Origin of the sequence: Thauera sp. (assembly GCF_047601425.1) — a bacterium.
Classification (GTDB): Bacteria; Pseudomonadota; Gammaproteobacteria; order Burkholderiales; family Rhodocyclaceae; genus Thauera.
The window spans coordinates 1,129,614-1,146,398 of sequence record NZ_JASGJL010000001.1 but is presented as its reverse complement, the minus strand read 5'-3'; the positions used below and the strand labels follow the sequence as shown (position 1 = coordinate 1,146,398).

Genomic DNA, 16,785 nt, shown 5'->3' with positions numbered 1-16,785 from the left:
TGCGTTGCGGTTAGTCTAGCATCAGCACAGTGCGGTTCCGATCTTCCACAGATCGGCCGTGCCGAAGTAGGGCATCGCCACATCGCGCAACATACGCCCGGCGCGGGCTGCACCGTCCGGGCTGTTGCGGTCGATCAGGCGCAGTGCTTCGGCCAGCATCCTGCGCGCCTTTCTGATTGCGCTGGCTGGTGTCATTTTCGGTACGGTCTTGTTGATGATGCCGGTCATGTCGTCCAGCGCGAGGGCGAGCTGACGGGCCAGGAATTCAGCGGATTTGCGAAGGGCGCGCGGGATCATGGCTCTGTCCTCAGAAACCTTGCTTTGTCAGTTCGGCGGTTATCGTTTTTGCAACGATGTTGGCTTGCTCGTTGGATAGCGTGCCGGCGATGGCTTGCATTGCTTGTGCTGCGGCCATCGCTTTGGCGAAGTCGGAGCGTAGTTCGCGCACGGCTCTTGTTTCGCCAGACTCGGCGAAGCGTCTGTAAATGTTTGCCCATTCTCCCCACGTGGGCTTCATGTCGATGTATTCCATGATGGTTTTCCTCCTGACCGGGTTCCTAGATTCGGAGCCGATCGTTTGATCTTCTCCGGTTGTCACAGCTTCGGCTGAGTCCTACCGTACTTCCTGAGTTCGTCGCCGTGAGCGTGGTGGCACCCCGGGACGGCAGAACGTCAAGGGCGGGGCCGTTCCCGTTCATTTCACCCTTGACGGGCTGACGGCCCGGGGTGACAACAAAGCGAAGGCGACGAACGAAGGGAGTGCGGTAGGACGGTGAAGCGGCGATGACCGGAGAAACCCGGCCGGTAGGCCCTCGGGGTGTACCATCCCCCTGTTGCGAGTCCCCTCGGGGGACCGGCCCCGAGAGGGGCGCCCCAGAGGGGTCGGGGTCAATCATCTGACTGCTGAAGGAAGAAGCGGGACTGGATGCTGCTGCGAGTCGGGAAAGTCGTCTCACTGGCGGGCGCCAGCGCCAGACGAAACCGGGATGTGTTTCAGGCGGTCAAGCGGTCCAGCATTGCACCGAACCGGGATTCCAAAATCAACTGCCTGCGGTACCAGTCGGCGCGTTCCTCGGCTGCATCCTTGTCGGCCGTGGCGCGCTCGGCGTCGAGCTCGATGCGGGACAAATTATGTTCAAGGATATCAACCTGTTGGCAGCGCCAGAACATTGCTTTCAGCTCACCGCACGAGAACGGCCGGCGCCAGGCTGGATGCTGCAGGCCATCGGCTGCCAGGCTGAAACCTTCCCACTCGGAACCCAGCAACTCGGCCAGGTCGAGAACCTGGCCTTGTCGAAGGGAACCGGGGCGTGGCTTCGCTGCTGGCATGGGTCGGCACTCTAGGCCATCTGTAAGCGCGTCGAAGGAGTGAGAAGAGCCAGGAAAGCAGCCTTGATCTTGCGGATCCTGCGTTTCCACGTTGACATAATACAAATTATCGCGTTTTTGTGAATGCTCTGAAACGATGTCTGTGGGGCCGCCTCGTTTCGACGCCCGGCACGAAAATTCAGTGCTCAAGCGTGAACAGCGTCATGGATTGCACCTGAACGTCTGGCTACCATGTCTCTCATGAAAACCAACGTTCTGGTCACGCTCGCAGCATTGATCGTGTTTCTCGGCATCGTCTCGCTGTTGCTGTTTACCAGCAAGGTGCCGACGCATATACGCATCCAGCCCACTCAAGTGTCTGGGGCTACAACACCTTCTACGCCGGATTCCGTTGCACACAATTGAGAGTCGAGATGGCCATCGGCCGTTTCTTCGATCGTTTAGTACATTTAGTGCAGCAACGAACCGACCTCAGTGACCTGCCATCTCAGGAAACAGCACGTCGGTGAACCCGAAGCGGGTGAAGTCGCTGACTCGCATTGGATACAGAATCCCGACGAGATGATCGCATTCATGCTGTACCACTCGGGCGTGGAAGCCTTCTGCTTCCCGCTCAATGGGCGTTCCTTGGGGATCGAAGCCTCGGTAGCGGATGCGCTGATGACGTGCCACAACACCGCGCAGTCCAGGGACTGACAAACAACCTTCCCATCCCTCCTCCATTTCGCCATCCAGCGGTGTGATCTCCGGGTTCAGCAGGATGGTACGCGGCACTGCAGGTGCATCAGGGTAGCGCTCACTACGCTCGAAACCGAAGATCACCAACTGAAGATTGACGCCGATCTGAGGAGCAGCCAAGCCGACACCACCATTTGCGCTCATGGTATCGAACATGTCTGTAATCAATGCCTCGAGCTCCGGTGTCCCAAACGATGTGATGGGGGCGGCTGGTTCAAGCAGGCGGGGGTCGCCCATGCGTAAAAGCGTGCGAGTAGCCATGGTCTTCAGTAGCCATTTGTCGGAATATTTTACACTTGTGCTGCGATTTTTTTGAAAAAGTCATAGAAGTTTTATTTACTTCAACTATTTACTCCAGTTGGTGTGAATATTGCTTTAGAATGATTTGCGACCTTCACGTTGCGACGACGTTAACCCTTCGCACTCTGGCCATACGCCAGCCGTGACGTACAGACAGGAATCATTCATGAAGAAAACGGCCTTCATCGCTGCTACCGCGGCACTTGCCACCTTCAGCACTGGAGCATCGGCTGCTTACGTAAGCCAAGTCAATAGCCTCACAGGCAATTTCGGCATTACCGGGTTTAACACCAATCCGAACGAATACAGGATCAGCTTCACTGGTCTTCGTGGGGGCGGCGTAGTCAACACCGGCCCGAGTGGGAATTATGAAGTGAGCGTCGGCCCCGGCTCGCTGGGAAGCGGTGCTACAGTCACCACCTCTGTTAACGGCCGTGATGAGTCTCGGACGACGAACAACGTCATTTCCTTGTTTACCGGCAGTGCAAATCTCAACGGCCTGCCCGTAGGTGAGCGCCCCCTGGTTTTTGGCAGCGGAGCAATCAGTTCGCCCATCACCGTCGATTTCAGCGGCAATTATGATGGTGCTGCAACCAAGGGTATTCTCGGTTTCCTGAGCCTCCTGCTGGGGGTTTCGTTCGGTGATCAGTACGGCGATGGTGATGTCAGTATCACAGGCAGGATCACCGATACATCCGTGGAACTGGCTATCACTGAAGATGCTGGTGGCTGGCGTGGAGCCGGACAGCTCCTTAAGGATCTCTTCGGCACCCTTCCCAACGGCGCCCCCAATGATGCCATTGGTGGCACATTCACCATCGACAACCTGGCAATTACTGCAACCCAAGTTCCGGAGCCTGCCTCCCTTGCTCTGCTGGGTCTGGGCATGGCTGGTCTCGCAGCGGTCCGCCGTCGCAAGAAAGCTGCCTGATCGAGCCGTTTCAGTAACATCCCGAAACCGACATCCTCGACAGAGGGTGTCGGTTTTTTTACGCTAGCGCAATGTTCGAAAAGATACTCATCCTTTGCACGGGCAACATCTGTCGAAGCCCGCTGGCTGAAGCGCTGATCCGCGACCGAGCCCAGGCCAGGGGCAAGAAGGTTCTCGTCCGATCTGCCGGTATTGGTGCGCTTGTCAATCACGCTGCCGACAAGACTACTCAGGAAGTGGCTGGTCTGCACCAAATTGATCTAAGCGTCCATCGGGCGCAACAGCTCAATCTTGAGTTTGACGCGCTGGGCCGATCTCATCCTTGGCATGGAAAAGCATCACCTCGACTTCACCAACAACCTCGACCCGACCACACGCGGCAAGACCTTCCTGCTCGGCCACTGGACCAAGGCAGAAGTGCCTGACCCCTACCGTGAGCCTCGGGAAGCCCACCAACTGGCTTACGACATCATTTCCGAAGCCGTCAACCAATGGGTTGCCAGGATTTAAGGCCGCCCTCCTCCACGGGAACCTTCTACTCATGGCTGAAACACAAATTGGCGTGCTCCCTGCCCTGCTGCTGGCTGGCGGTGTTGCATTTGCAGGTTTTCAAGTAGGAAAGGGCATCGAGCACTTTCGCATGGCCGATCGCAGCATCACCGTCAAAGGCCTTGCCGAGCGCGATGTCAAAAGCGATTTTGCCGTCTGGACCCTGAGTTTTCGCCGTGCCGCGGATGAGTTCAGTACCGTCCAGCAGGCATTGACTGCAGATCGCGAGCAGATCGTGTCCTTCCTGCACAGCCAGGGGTTCGAGGATGCCGAAATCGAGATACGTCCGCTACAGGTGCAGGATCTTCTCGCACGCGAATACGGCCCTGAGCGCGTCGCCCTGCGCTTCAATGGCCAGGGACAGATTACGGTGAAATCTGCCCGGGTCGATGCCGTCGCCGCAGCCTCGAACAAAGTCGACCCTCTGATTGCTGCCGGTATTCAACTCGGCGGAGATGGCCAGGGGGAATGGCCGCGCTATCAGTTGCGCGGCTTCAACGACATCAAGCCCTTGCTACTGGAAGAGGCGACACTCAGCGCACGTGAGCAAGCCAGCAAGTTCGCCGCCGATGCCGGCGCTCGACTCGGGCAGCTTAAAAGCGCGAACCAGGGCGCCATCCGCATTCTGGACGACGACGGCAGCGATATGGACAGCTCGCGTACCATCGGCAAGCGCTTGCGCGTTGTCAGCACCTTCGAATTCGGACTGGAATGAAAAGTCAGCAAGCGGGCCCGCTTGGCCCGCTTGCTCATCCCTTCGGCTTCTATCAGACACGCCCCACGCTGTAGTACGACCACCCGTCTTCGCGGAGACGAGGCGGCGAATACAGATTCCGCCCATCAATCACGATCTTTTCCTTCAGGCGATTCTGCATTTCATCGAAATCGGGTGCACGGAATTGCTGCCATTCCGTGCAAATGCAAAGCGCATCGGCTCCTTCGAGTGCAGCATACTTGTCGCGCGCCAATTGAAGGTCATCCCTGGCACCGTAAATACGCCGGGTCTCTTCCATCGCCACCGGATCAAAAGCGCTGACCTTCGCGCCCGCAGCCCAGAGTGCGTCGATCAGGGTCCGGCTGGGGGCTTCGCGCATATCGTCGGTGTTGGGTTTGAAAGCCAACCCCCATATGGCAATCGTCTTGCCCGCCAGATTCTCAGCGCCGCCAAAATGACGAGCGAGCTTCGAGAACAATACTCCTTTCTGGCGATTGTTTACGGCTTCCACCGCCTTGAGAAGAGGTGCTTCGTAGCCGATTTGATCCGCCGTGCGACCCAGTGCCTGCACGTCTTTCGGGAAGCAGCTGCCCCCATAACCGCAACCGGGGTAGATGAAATGATAGCCAATGCGCGGATCCGAGCCGATTCCTTTGCGGACCTCTTCGATATCGGCGCCCAGAATTTCCGCCATGTTGGCCAGTTCATTCATGAAGCTGATCTTGGTGGCAAGCATTGCGTTGGCCGCGTACTTGGTGAGTTCCGCGCTGCGCACATCCATGAACACCGTACGTTCATGGTTGCGATTGAAGGGCTCGTATAGCTCGCGCATCAGTGCACGAGCCTTGTCCGCTTCGCTGCCGATGATGATCCGATCGGGTTTCAGGAAGTCACCCACCGCCGCCCCTTCCTTGAGGAATTCAGGGTTCGAAACCACGTCGAAAGGCAAATCAGCTCCACGTTCGGCGAGAACGGCTGACACGCGCTCGCGCACCTTGTCGGCAGTGCCTACCGGAACGGTAGATTTATTGACGATGACTTTGTAAGCCTGCATATGGCGAGCCACGCTTTCGGCGACGGCAAGCACGTATTGCAGATCAGCGGAGCCATCCTCGTCCGGCGGAGTACCCACTGCGATGAACTGAATCTGCGCATGGGCAACGCCCCGTGCAATATCCGTGGTGAAGGCAAGCCGCCCTTCGGCGACATTGCGTGCAACGATGGCCTCCAGGCCCGGCTCCCATATTGGTAGCTTGCCTTGATTGAGCCAATCTATTTTTCCCTGATCGATATCGAGGCAGACGACGTTATGCCCTACTTCCGCAAGGCATGCGCCGGTTACCAGGCCTACATAGCCTGTGCCAAAGATAGACAGTTTCAAAATGCTCTCCTTTAAAGAAGCAAAGGGTGAAGGGGAAACTCAAGCCATCAGGATGCGTGCCAGTTCCGCGTCGAACTGCACAGGTTCGAACGCAAGATTTCCATTGGCAGGCAGAAAGGTCAATTCGCCGAAGTAGATTCGATCCTTGACGATGTAGAAATCCACTCGGACAAAGCGAAAAGGTTCCGACAAAGCCTGGGCAAGCCCGACGAGCTCATTCAGACCCTTGGGGCGTTCAATATCGGCGCCGCTTGGAAAGCCTACTCTTCTAATTTCGAGCCTGTTCCACTCAGAGTCATAGTAAGCCTGTCTGAGTACGCCCTGATCCCGATCGGAGATGACCTGGATCATTTTAACCGCACCGTGGAAGCAATATATCTTGTAATCCAGAAGTGACGCCCGAATACCGTCATCGAGAAATTTCTCTGCAAAAATCCTATTTTTGACCTCTTTATACTGAGGCTCCCGGGTCAGGCGGTAATAGTCCGAACTCAGCCATTCCCTGGCTATCGATCTTATTTTTCTTTCTTGTGCTTTGTGCTTGTCGGTAACGATGAAATTCGAGCCGGAGCCGTTATTGAGCTTCAACACGAAGCGATCGGGCAAGGCACTCAATTCGATCGAATCGGCATCATCGTAGACATGAATGATGTCATTCAGATAACTCTGCCCGATGGTCCTGGAGACGAAATTCCTCACCCTGATCTTGTCAACGTAATCCGATAGGCGTTGAAGCCCGCCATGAAGCTTGTACCAATACATGGCTTCAGAAAATGTTTTGGGATTCGAAACATCGGGGAATCTATGGAACTTGGCCCAGAAAACGAGATAACAATATGCCCTGTCGGGAAGCCAGCAGAAAAGCAGGGCAAATCCGCGTTTGAAAACGTTCTTCAGCACCGGCGAAACCTCGAATCAAAGGACGGAAAAAATTTTCTGGCGAACGACAAGCATCAATCCTGCCGCTATAACCTCGCCAGCGCTCATGGCAGCCACGATCGACATCGGGCTGAAACCATTGATGCCCATAAAAAAAACAACGAAGCCATACACCATGGCCCCGACCAGCATGGAGAGAAGATTCTCTCTGTAGCGATCACCAACCTGCAGGATGAGGGAAAGCGCCGTCCGACTGAGCCTTAGGAGCAGAACGAGGCCGAAAACGAGCAGGAGTGCCGTCAGATCGCCCCTGTCCCCCTCAAAAACTGACATGGAATCCGGTATGAAGGGGGACAGGAAGTATCCTGCCACGCCATTCATGACGATGAGGGACGAGAAGCCTGCGATATAAATGGAAGTGAATCTATCGATCGCAGAACGGTCTTTCTTCTGCAGAATTCCAAGCAGGCGCGGTCTGATCAGAGGCGTTATCGTCGAATAGGCAAGCACCGCAGGTCTGTACAGCAGATAGGCAAAAGCCACTGGTGCATAGGCTGCAGCTCCGTATAGAAAGGTGATGATGTAGGCGTATGAGTTGTTGAGAATGTCCGTGCATACTGCCGCGATGCATGCATATCCGCCCCTTTTTCTGAAGCCTTCCCAAAACGGCTCCAGCCCCGCACTGAGCTGTCCATGGAAAAAAGGTCCCCAGGTTCCGGCTCCCAGAAAAACCAGCGAAAAAATATTTGCGGCGACCAGGCAAAAACCAACATACTCCAGAGAGAAAAAACCGGAAAAATAGGAGATGCCAACAAGGCTCAATGAGGAGATGGAAAAAAGCGTATCGGAGCGACCAACGTAATCGTTCTCCCCAGCAATGTTCATGAAGGATCTGATGAACCATCTGAATACGCCGAAACCCGTAGCCAAGCCATAAGCAATTGCGGCAGTGATGCTGGAAGATGATGCGTATACAATGATCGCCTGCAGTGAGGCGGCAAGAAAGGAATAAAGGGTATTCGCAAGAAAATAAGATTTCACTCCGTGCTCTCGATTTTCACCGTCTTCAGACCACAAATTGAGCACAGAGGTTGAACAGGATGGCGGTCGATGCAGAAAGAGAGAAGGTCCATGTCAGTTGATACAGGGAGAAAACGGCAAAGGCTTCAGCTCCATCCTCTTTCAGCAAAAGCAAGGCAATAACTAGGCTTGAAATTGCAACAGCAACACCGCCACTCAGGAAGCTCAACAGTTTGCGGTAGGTCAGCACAAAATCACTCGTGGTCAGAAGTTGATGTTTTTGACAGGCTCATAGCTGTTGCCATTCTGTTCTTCGTTTTCGTCATCGGAGAATCTGGTAAACAGCAACGCTACTGCAAGAGCAGAGAAAATGCTGTTGAACGAAGAAACCGACAGCCCTGAAAATATGAGGACAAGGGCGACACAAAGAAAGTCACGCAGATCCCCGTTCGCCTTTCGTACCCCGTAAAGGAGGAAAACATTCAGAAAGACAAAGCCAATCAGGCCATGGTCGAAGATCACCCTGAGGATGTAGGAATGAAGAATGACCGAATAGCATAGCGTCGAGTCGTCCGAAAAACTGAAAAGGCCTGAGTAAAAAGACAGGATGTCGCAGGATCCTGCACTCAGTGGCGTGATTCTTGGTGTGCCAAAAACGTAGCCTGCCATTCCATGGCTTTGCATTTCATGGAGAAAAACCATCAGGAACTTGAAGCGATCGATGTTTTCGAAGCCATCCTGGGTACGAGACAGAAACAGTTCATATCCCACTGCGGCAATGGCGAACGTTGCCACCAGAGCCGCAACGGTCCGTACGTTCCATTCGCGAATAAAGGTGAATGCATAGACGGCGCCAACCGCAAGGATGGCGCTTCGGGAGCCGGACAGAAATACGATGGCGAAAAGTGGAATGAATGCGACAAAGCTGTTCTTGAAGGAGTGGCGAAGTCGATAGAAGAGAAGTATTATGAAAACGAGTTCGAAATTATTTTCGACGAACAGGCCTGGCCTCGAGCGCATTTTCGCGTCCAGTCCAAGCAAGATGGAATAGCCGTACTTTATTGCAAAAGCTCCCAGCATTGCCCAGTAAAAGGCAATGAGAGATTCTCTGGAGCAAAACCTCTTTCCCATGAAGAAGCACAGGATACATACATAGAGAAAAGCCTTGTATGCAAGAAGGAAGTCCAGTGCATGGATGTCACGAAAACCTATGCTCCATATGGCGGAAATGGCGACATATGCCGCCGTTCCGTAAAGAAATACTGATGCAGATCGCAGCAATTCTCCAGCCATGAGGCAGGCCATGAGAAAAAAGGCAAGCTCAAGAATGGCGCTCGACGGGAGAAGATTGTACTTGTATGGCGAAAGAATGCCGGTCAATGCCAGGAGCAGCATTGGCAGGTAGAGCAGAGCCTGCAGCAGCCTGTCCTTTGTCATGGCTCAGAGCTCCCTTCTCCGCACATGCACGGGAAGACCGCCGGCATAAAGCAAAGTGAGTGAAGAGTTCGGCCCGAATTGTCTGTCTGCAGCGCGGTTCATTCTGCATTCATTTTGATGCGGTCAGCATGATGTAGATGGCGTGGGAGTTGGTCACGACATTTCTTTTGATCAGCCGTTGAGGGTCGAGCATCATTCGATGAAGCCACTCCAGGCCTGCGTTCTGCATCCAGAGCGGTGCGCGTCTGTTCTTGCCGGAAAGAAAATCAAACAGGCCACCGCAGGACTTGATCCAGCCCACTCCCTTCAGCCTCTCCCTGTTTCTGATGCAGAAAATCTGCTCCTTGGGCTTGCCCAGACCCACCCACAGCACATCTGCTCCCGAGCGAACGATCTCCCGGCATATTTCATCCTCCTCGGAGGCGCCGAAGTAACCATGCCGATGGCCAGCAATCGTCAATTCCGGGTAGAGCTTTCTGATCGTATCGATTGATTTGCTGTTCTGTTCGGCACTGGCTCCCAGAATGTAAAAACTGAGACCTTCCCTCTGAGCCACCTTTGCAGCATCGTGAAAAAAATCAGTGGTCGCAATGCGTTCGGGGAGCGCAGTGTCGGACAGATACCTGGAAGCAAAAACCAATGACTGGCCATCAGCCTGGATGTAGTCGGCTTCAGCCATCGCCTCCTCGAAAACCTTGTCGGTTCGGGTCAAGGAAAGCGCTTGCGCATTCATCGAGAATGCGAGCTTCGGCAGGAGTTCTCCAGACGAATTTCTTGCCGCGATGCAGTCATCCAGCATGATCTGGGCAAATTGCTCTCGCGTCACGGCAATGTGGGGCCATCCGCCAATGCGGCTGAAAGTGTAGTGCATGGTACTCATGGTGAAAATTAGGGCAGGAATCGGACTCACTGGATCTGGATCGGCCGGATAAGAAACCGAACAGTCCGGAAGAGGCTCTGGCATAACGGAAGCTGGCTCCCAGTGAAGCGCTGGCGCCAGCACGGCATCACAGGCGAAGATCCGCGGCGTCGCGAGGCAGCACGTACTTCAGGTCGTACAGTACGTGCTGGCGCTTCCCCAGGGCACGAATACCCTCGTCGCTCAACACCTTGAATTGGTCGTGTGCCACCGCCACGACGATGGCGTCGTAAGTACCCGGCGCCGGGATCTGGATCGGCGTGATGCCGTATTCATGTTCCGCTTCGGCTGGATCCACCCAGGGGTCGTACACGTCGGCCGCCATGCCGTATTCGCTTAGTTCCTTGACGATGTCCACCACCCGCGTGTTGCGCAGGTCCGGGCAGTTCTCCTTGAAGGTCAGGCCCATGATCAGGATCTTCGCGCCTTCGACCTGGATGCGCCGCTTGAGCATCGCCTTGACCAGCTGCGACACCACATAGGCGCCCATGCCGTCGTTGAGCCGCCGGCCCGCGAGGATGATCTCGGGGTGGTAGCCGATGGACTGCGCCTTGTGGGTGAGGTAGTACGGATCCACGCCGATGCAGTGCCCGCCGACCAGGCCGGGGCGGAACGGCAGGAAGTTCCACTTGCTGCCGGCCGCCTTCAGTACCGCCTCGGTGTCGATGCCCATGCGGTTGAAGATGATGGCCAGTTCGTTGATCAGTGCGATATTGACGTCGCGCTGGGTGTTCTCGATGACCTTGGCGGCTTCGGCCACCTTGATGCTTTCGGCCTTGTGGGTGCCGGCGACGATGATCTGGCGGTACAGCGCATCGACCAGATCGGCCACCTCGGGGGTGGAGCCGGAGGTGACCTTGCTGATGGTGGAGACGCGGTGCTCCTTGTCGCCCGGATTGATGCGCTCGGGGCTGTAGCCGGCGAAGAAATCGGCGTTGAAGCGCAGTCCGGAATGCTTCTCCAGCACCGGCACGCAGTCTTCCTCGGTAGCACCGGGATAGACGGTGGATTCGTAGATGACGATGTCGCCTTTCTTGAGCACCTTGCCGATGGTTTCGCTGGCCTTGACCAATGGCGTCAGGTCCGGCTGCTTGTGCTCGTCGATCGGCGTGGGCACGGTGACGATGAAGACATTGCACGCGGCCAGCTCCTGAGCATTGGCGCTGTAGCGCAGACCAGTGGCTTCACGAAGCTCTGCGTCCGAGACTTCAAGCGTGGCGTCGTGGCCGCCCTTGAGCGCGTCGATGCGTGCCTGGTTGATGTCGAAGCCGAGCACATTGCGTTGCTTGGCAAATTCCACGGCCAGCGGCAGGCCGACGTAGCCCAGGCCGATGATGGCGAGTTTGATCTGTTCGAGAGACTGGATGGTCATGATGGATGACACTCCGCTTTAATATGAAATATATTGAAAATCAGTGTTTTGCGATCAGTGCATCAGTGGCGCCGATAGGTTTTTCATCCTTCGAATCCTTGTGCCTGACGTCCTGATCTAGGATCTGGCCGTGGTCGACATACGTGAAGGACTCCTCCAGCAGCTCACGCTTGCGTTGCCGGCGGCTGCGGGACCGCATCTCCACCGCGGGCTCACCCTGATTGATCCGTCTATCGTTGAAAGGGTCTCGATGGACATAGCTGCGAATATAGACTCCGTTATACGGATGCATTGCCTCGCGTATCAGACGCAGATATTCGACTTGCTGGGTCAGGGACGCATCTCCATCCTCCAGCATGATCTCCACCACGGCGTATCGCGCGCCAGGGCTCCCATCGGCCTCCCTGCGTTGATACAGGCGGGTCCGGAAAGCCGTGTTTTCGCAGAGTTGCGGAGCGACCAGCGCATTGATCTGCTCGACATGTTCGAGTGAGCAGTTGTCGAAGAACACACCATAGTTGGCGGCAGGCGTGAGATGCAGGTAGCGATGAATGCCGCGCAATGCCGGCACAAAACGCCAGGGACGTGCCGTAACCGCAACGTAGACGGCAAACAGGCACAGAAAGGCCGCGAACATCACGCTTTCGGGGACACCCCAGAGTAGCGCGGTGATGCCCAGGCCTCCCAGCAAGAGATGCAGCAAACCGATGGACGACACGACGTCCTCGACGCGAAAGCCTGCGCGTTGGAGCAAGTGGTGCAGGTGATGACGATCCGGCGTGAATGGCGACTGCCCCATCATCATGCGGCGCATCATGACGCTGAGCGTATCGATGAGCGGAATGGCAAACAGCCACAGTGCCGCAACCGGGCTGATCAGGGCGTTTTCCCCCTGGGTGACGCCGATGAGAAGCCATACGATCAGCAGCCCCAGGGCCATGCTGCCGTTGTCGCCCATGAAGGTACGGGCGCGGTGCTGGCGGCCGTGGCGCATGTTGAACCACAGAAAGCCCCCGACTCCGCCCAACAAGGCCATCGACAGCAGATGCATCGGGCCATCCCCGCCAAAACCCGTCATCAGGGCAATCAGCAGCAGTGTGATCCCTGCGATGGTGCCGACCAGTCCATCGATGCCATCGACCATGTTGAGTGCGTTGATGCCGCCAATGGTGGCAAAGACGGTGAATGGCACTGCCATCATGCCCAGCGCGACGTTACCGGTATGTACCACGTTGCCCAGGCTGTCCAGCGAAATGCCTCCGCCATACACCATGAGCAAGGCCAGCGCGGCCTGGACCACGAGGCGGATCTTGAACCCCAGTTTCCAGCGATCATCCGCGAGGCCGACCAGAAACATGATGCCACCGCATACCAGCAGCGAGATCCATGCGGTCCGCTGCGCCGGATGCAGGTTGACCAGCATGGTTACGGCAACCAGCATCGCAGCCACTATCCCGAAGCCGCCGACGAAGGGCGTGACGTACTCGTGCTGCTTGTGTTCTCCGGGGTGATCGATCAGCCCAGCGCGTGGCGCCAGTGCGATCATGGCTCGTATGACGATGGCAGAAACCATGGCCGCCAGCAGTAGAACGATGAGTCCATTCGTCATGAGGCCCTCCATTTTCTTGAAGAAAAACACGCCCTGAGAGGCTGCACTCAGGCATGCTCTCGCTCTTTTGAAGCTGCAGTGTCGTCAGGTGGGCACTTGTCGATGGAGTGCCCATGGGTGGTGATTAGCGGATAGTCAGGCTGAATATTTGTATTGGTACTGATAGCCCTGATAGCCAAAGCGGTGTCGCTGCCGCTGCATATCCAGGCCATTGAAAACGAAACCCTTGGCATTCACCCCGCCCTGCTCCAGGCGCTTGACGGCCTGTTCCAGTTCGCCGATGGGATGGCGACCCGCTCTCGCAACCAGCAAGGTGGCACCGGTCAGGCGGCCGATGATCGCGGCATCGGAAACGGCAAGTACGGGAGGAGCGTCGACGATCAGCACGTCGCACTGCGCCTCCAGTTCCTGCAGCAGCAAACCGAAGCGCTCATGCATCAGGAGTTCCGATGGATTCGGTGGGATCTGGCCGGTCGTGACGATCGACAGACCTTCCACTTCGGTCTGATGCACGACTGATTCGAGCGGCAAGCCATTGGTGATGAATTCCGAAACCCCGCCATTGCGCGGCAGTGCGAATTCCTTGTGGATATGGCCCTTTCGCAGGTCGGCATCGACGATGACGACACGTTTGCCGCTTTGGGCCAGTACCGCCCCCAGATTCTTGGAAACAAAGCTCTTGCCGACCCCCGGGGCCGGGCCGGTAATCAGCACCGAACCGCGATGGGCCCCAAGCAAGGCGAAATGCAGTGTGGTCCGCAGGCTGCGCAGGCTTTCCACCGCTGCGTCGTCCGGATGCGTGACAGCCAGCAACTCGCCGGAGCCCTTGCCGCGCCTGATGCGGCGATCGACCTCCTCTTCCGCCTTGCTCTCCGGCACGGTGGCATATACCGGCAGCGAGAGTTCACGCTCGATGGTTTCTGGATCCTCCACAACCACCCGCAGGGCACGAATCGCCCAGACGACGCCGAGGCTGGTCAATCCACCCAGCACACCCGCCAGCAGAACGATGAGTGCCTTGCGGGGGGCAATGGGCAGCCGCGCAGTGACCGCGCTGTCGATGATCCGCACATCGCCCACAGTACCGGCCCGGGCGACCCGCAGCTGCTGGGCGCTGTTGAGCAGATTGGTGTAGAGCGCGGTGGAAACCTCGACGTCCCGGTGCAGGCGCAGGGCGGTCTGCTGTGTATCCGGCAGCCGGGAAACATCCTTGTCCAGGGTGCTGCGCAGCGATCGCAAACGGGCGATCTGAGAATCCACAGCCTGAACCTGAGGGTGCTCGGAGGTGAAGCGCTGACGGAGTTCGTCGCGTTTCTGCTGCAATACGACGATATCGTTGTCCACCTTGACGATGGAACTGAGCATCGTCTGCGTTTCCATCGTCAGGTCGATGGAGCCACGGTTCTGGCGGTAACTGTTGTAGGCGGCTTCCGCCGTATCCAGCTGATTCTTGAGCTCGGGCAACTGGGCTTCGAGAAAGGTGAGCGTGGATTCGGCTTCCGCGGAACGGTATTCCACGTTCTGCCGCACGTAGGCATTGAGGACTTCACCGAGAATGGTCGAGGCCTGCTCGCGATCCGGATTGGTAAACGCGACCTCGATCACGTTCGATTGGCGGGCGCGCTCCCGTACCTCGAGGTTCTCGCGCAGTGTGGCGATGGCCTCTGCCTGGCTGAGCCGCGCTACATCGAAGCGAGTCCCCGCACGTGCAACGAGTTCAGCCACGAACAGGCTGGCACGTTCGCCATTGACCGGCACCCCCACAGGCCCCTGCGCAAGCAGCTGGTCGTCCTCATCGAAAAGTTGAAACTGCTTGTCGTCCTGCACCACGAGGGTCAATGGCGATCCGACAAGCTCAGGCGCCACCTCGAGGCTTTGCATGGTGATGCGCTCTCCTCCCCAGGCATAGCTGGAAAAGCCGAGAAGAGGTTCAGCCGGTTCGCCATTACCGGCGTGGCGACGGGCCAGGGCGCTGCCGATGATCGGGAAATGCCTGGGCTGGGCGACGATCGTGAGGTTGAGCCGCTCGACCACCCGGCCGAGGATCATGCGTGAGCGGAGGATTTCCAGTTCTGCCGAGACCGACGTGGAATCCCCCAGCACAGCTTCGACGTCACGCAGCGCAGCGATGCCGCCCTTCGCCCTGCCTTTGTCTTCCACCTGCAGCATGGCGTCGGCGCGGTAGATCGGCGTGGCCACCAGTGCAATGAAGGCACCCACCGCAAGCGCAAAAGCAGTGATGGCAAGAATCAGCCATTTGTACTCGAGCAAGGTGGCAACGATTTCACCCAGATTGATGAAATCGTTGGCCTTGTCGCGCTGGCTGGACGCGTGGTTGCGGTGAACCTCGTTGACGGGAGCTGCGTTCGGGGTTTGTCGAGCCAAGGGTGGAACTTCCTGAAGGGGAGACGATGGAGCGCTGTTTGTGGGACGTACGTCGCCGGTTTGCTTACTGACGGGCGTTGAAGAGCGGGTAACGGGTGTCGCCGATGTAGTTGAGCATCTGCGATGTGGGCAGAATGTTGCTCACGACGCGATTCCAGCGTGCGACGGCGGCCACATCCACATAGACGATGTCGCGGGGGCGCAGCGGAAACCCCTCGGCGAGCAGCAGCGCATCAGGCGAGCTCGCATTGAGGTGGAAGAGTTCGGACGTGCCATTGTCGCTTCGCATCACGTAGATCCAGCTCGGGTCGGACGTGACCTGGTTGACGAAGCCAGCCTCACTGAGTGCCTCGGCCAGCGTGGTGCGGCGCTTGTTCATGACGAACGAGCCGGGATCCTTGACTTCTCCGAGCACGAAAACCTTGTTGAGCTGGCGATCGGGCACGTTGACGATGTCGCCTGGCTGCAGCTCGACGTTCTGCGATACGTCGCCGTTCTCGTACAGCGCCTGCAGATCGACGCGCCACGTCTGGCCGTCGCGGGTGAGCAGCACGTTGCCGTGGTCCGCTTCGGTCGTGATGCCGCCGGCGCGGTTGATCGCCTCGACCAGCGTCATCTTGATGTCGTTGATCGGCTGCAGGCCGGGCTCCCTGACTTCGCCGACGACATAGACACGTTTGCTGCGGAAGGCCACGACGCGCACGTCGAGCTGGACATTCTCGATGACCTTGGACATGCGCTGAGACAGGATTTCGCGCACTTGGCGGGGAGTCTTGCCTGCTACATTGAGCGTGCCGGCGTATGGAAAAAAGATGGTTCCGTCATCGGCGACCAGCGTGCCGGACTGTTCCGCAGACCGATAGGAGCCCGCAGGGATGGTGATCTCCGGGTGGTCCCAGACGATGACATTGATGATGTCGCCGGGGCCAAGCACGTAGTCCTGATGAGCAAGACCGAAATCGGGCACGGTCGATGGGCGTACTGCAGTGCGGCCGCCGGATTGTGTCGCCCGGAATCCAGGTTCGCCATTGCGGGCCTGAGCGATGATCAGATCGGCCGTGATCGGGGTGACGGTGACGTTGTCTGGAACAGGCTCTGCCTGGCGGGCTTCGCCCTCGACGACCGGCAGAGGTACTGAAGACGTTGTCCGCATATCCCAGGCGGAAGTACCAGGAATGATCGTACATGCCGACAGCGTTCCCGCCAGAGCCGCGATCACCC

The 16,785-nt window shown here is 57.2% G+C and carries 18 protein-coding genes and 1 pseudogene; 5 read left to right on the top strand and 14 right to left on the bottom strand.

Annotated elements, in window-relative coordinates:
• Positions 1-21: 21 nt before the first annotated feature.
• The 3 genes from QM748_RS05515 to QM748_RS05505 form a co-directional block, all read right to left on the bottom strand.
• On the bottom strand, positions 22-297 hold the full coding sequence (locus tag QM748_RS05515; RefSeq protein ID WP_415246037.1) for a hypothetical protein: 276 nt from the start codon (positions 295-297) through the stop codon (positions 22-24).
• A 10-nt stretch (positions 298-307) separates the two neighbouring features.
• Positions 308-532, bottom strand: a complete 225-nt coding sequence (locus tag QM748_RS05510) for a hypothetical protein (protein WP_415246036.1) — start codon at positions 530-532, stop codon at positions 308-310.
• 461 nt (positions 533-993) lie between these two features.
• A complete protein-coding gene (locus QM748_RS05505; RefSeq protein ID WP_415246035.1) occupies positions 994-1,329 on the bottom strand; it encodes a hypothetical protein in 336 nt (111 codons plus the stop codon).
• A 240-nt stretch (positions 1,330-1,569) separates the two neighbouring features.
• On the opposite strand from QM748_RS05505, the gene QM748_RS05500 reads away from it, so the two are divergent.
• The gene (locus QM748_RS05500) at positions 1,570-1,734 is read left to right on the top strand and encodes a hypothetical protein (RefSeq protein WP_415246034.1); all 165 of its coding nucleotides are present in this window, start codon (positions 1,570-1,572) and stop codon (positions 1,732-1,734) included.
• Positions 1,735-1,800: 66 nt separating this feature from the next.
• Here the strand turns inward: QM748_RS05500 and def are convergent, their stop codons facing one another.
• Positions 1,801-2,328, bottom strand: coding sequence for a peptide deformylase (gene def, locus QM748_RS05495; RefSeq protein ID WP_415246033.1), 528 nt, complete (start codon positions 2,326-2,328; stop codon positions 1,801-1,803).
• 205 nt (positions 2,329-2,533) lie between these two features.
• On the opposite strand from def, the gene QM748_RS05490 reads away from it, so the two are divergent.
• The 4 genes and pseudogenes from QM748_RS05490 (at position 2,534) to QM748_RS05475 (ending at position 4,562) form a co-directional block, all read left to right on the top strand.
• A complete protein-coding gene (locus QM748_RS05490; protein WP_415246032.1) occupies positions 2,534-3,298 on the top strand; it encodes a PEP-CTERM sorting domain-containing protein in 765 nt (254 codons plus the stop codon).
• A 71-nt stretch (positions 3,299-3,369) separates the two neighbouring features.
• A pseudogene (locus QM748_RS05485) lies at positions 3,370-3,528 on the top strand (low molecular weight phosphotyrosine protein phosphatase); the annotation flags it as partial.
• A 61-nt stretch (positions 3,529-3,589) separates the two neighbouring features.
• Entirely contained in the window at positions 3,590-3,808 is a 219-nt protein-coding gene (locus tag QM748_RS05480; RefSeq protein WP_415246031.1) for a hypothetical protein, read from the top strand.
• A gap of 31 nt (positions 3,809-3,839) precedes the next feature.
• On the top strand, positions 3,840-4,562 hold the full coding sequence (locus QM748_RS05475) for an SIMPL domain-containing protein (RefSeq protein WP_415246030.1): 723 nt from the start codon (positions 3,840-3,842) through the stop codon (positions 4,560-4,562).
• Positions 4,563-4,614: 52 nt separating this feature from the next.
• Here QM748_RS05475 and QM748_RS05470 read toward each other — a convergent pair whose 3' ends face one another.
• From QM748_RS05470 to QM748_RS05425, 10 genes are all read right to left on the bottom strand, one after another.
• The gene (locus tag QM748_RS05470; RefSeq protein ID WP_415246029.1) at positions 4,615-5,943 is read right to left on the bottom strand and encodes a UDP-glucose dehydrogenase family protein; all 1,329 of its coding nucleotides are present in this window, start codon (positions 5,941-5,943) and stop codon (positions 4,615-4,617) included.
• Between the two features lie 39 nt (positions 5,944-5,982).
• Positions 5,983-6,843, bottom strand: a complete 861-nt coding sequence (locus QM748_RS05465) for an ATP-grasp fold amidoligase family protein (protein ID WP_415246028.1) — start codon at positions 6,841-6,843, stop codon at positions 5,983-5,985.
• Positions 6,844-6,858: 15 nt separating this feature from the next.
• Entirely contained in the window at positions 6,859-7,863 is a 1,005-nt protein-coding gene (locus QM748_RS05460; RefSeq protein ID WP_415246027.1) for a hypothetical protein, read from the bottom strand.
• A 25-nt stretch (positions 7,864-7,888) separates the two neighbouring features.
• A complete protein-coding gene (locus QM748_RS05455; RefSeq protein ID WP_415246026.1) occupies positions 7,889-8,092 on the bottom strand; it encodes a hypothetical protein in 204 nt (67 codons plus the stop codon).
• 14 nt (positions 8,093-8,106) lie between these two features.
• Positions 8,107-9,279, bottom strand: coding sequence for a hypothetical protein (locus QM748_RS05450; RefSeq protein WP_415246025.1), 1,173 nt, complete (start codon positions 9,277-9,279; stop codon positions 8,107-8,109).
• A gap of 109 nt (positions 9,280-9,388) precedes the next feature.
• Positions 9,389-10,150, bottom strand: a complete 762-nt coding sequence (locus QM748_RS05445; protein WP_415246024.1) for a WecB/TagA/CpsF family glycosyltransferase — start codon at positions 10,148-10,150, stop codon at positions 9,389-9,391.
• A gap of 136 nt (positions 10,151-10,286) precedes the next feature.
• The gene (gene tviB, locus QM748_RS05440) at positions 10,287-11,570 is read right to left on the bottom strand and encodes a Vi polysaccharide biosynthesis UDP-N-acetylglucosamine C-6 dehydrogenase TviB (protein ID WP_415246023.1); all 1,284 of its coding nucleotides are present in this window, start codon (positions 11,568-11,570) and stop codon (positions 10,287-10,289) included.
• A gap of 40 nt (positions 11,571-11,610) precedes the next feature.
• Complete coding sequence (locus tag QM748_RS05435; protein WP_415246022.1) at positions 11,611-13,179, bottom strand: MraY family glycosyltransferase; 1,569 nt, start codon at positions 13,177-13,179, stop codon at positions 11,611-11,613.
• 135 nt (positions 13,180-13,314) lie between these two features.
• Positions 13,315-15,564, bottom strand: a complete 2,250-nt coding sequence (locus tag QM748_RS05430) for a polysaccharide biosynthesis tyrosine autokinase (RefSeq protein WP_415246021.1) — start codon at positions 15,562-15,564, stop codon at positions 13,315-13,317.
• A gap of 64 nt (positions 15,565-15,628) precedes the next feature.
• On the bottom strand, positions 15,629-16,783 hold the full coding sequence (locus QM748_RS05425; RefSeq protein WP_415246020.1) for a polysaccharide export protein: 1,155 nt from the start codon (positions 16,781-16,783) through the stop codon (positions 15,629-15,631).
• Positions 16,784-16,785 lie beyond the last annotated feature (2 nt).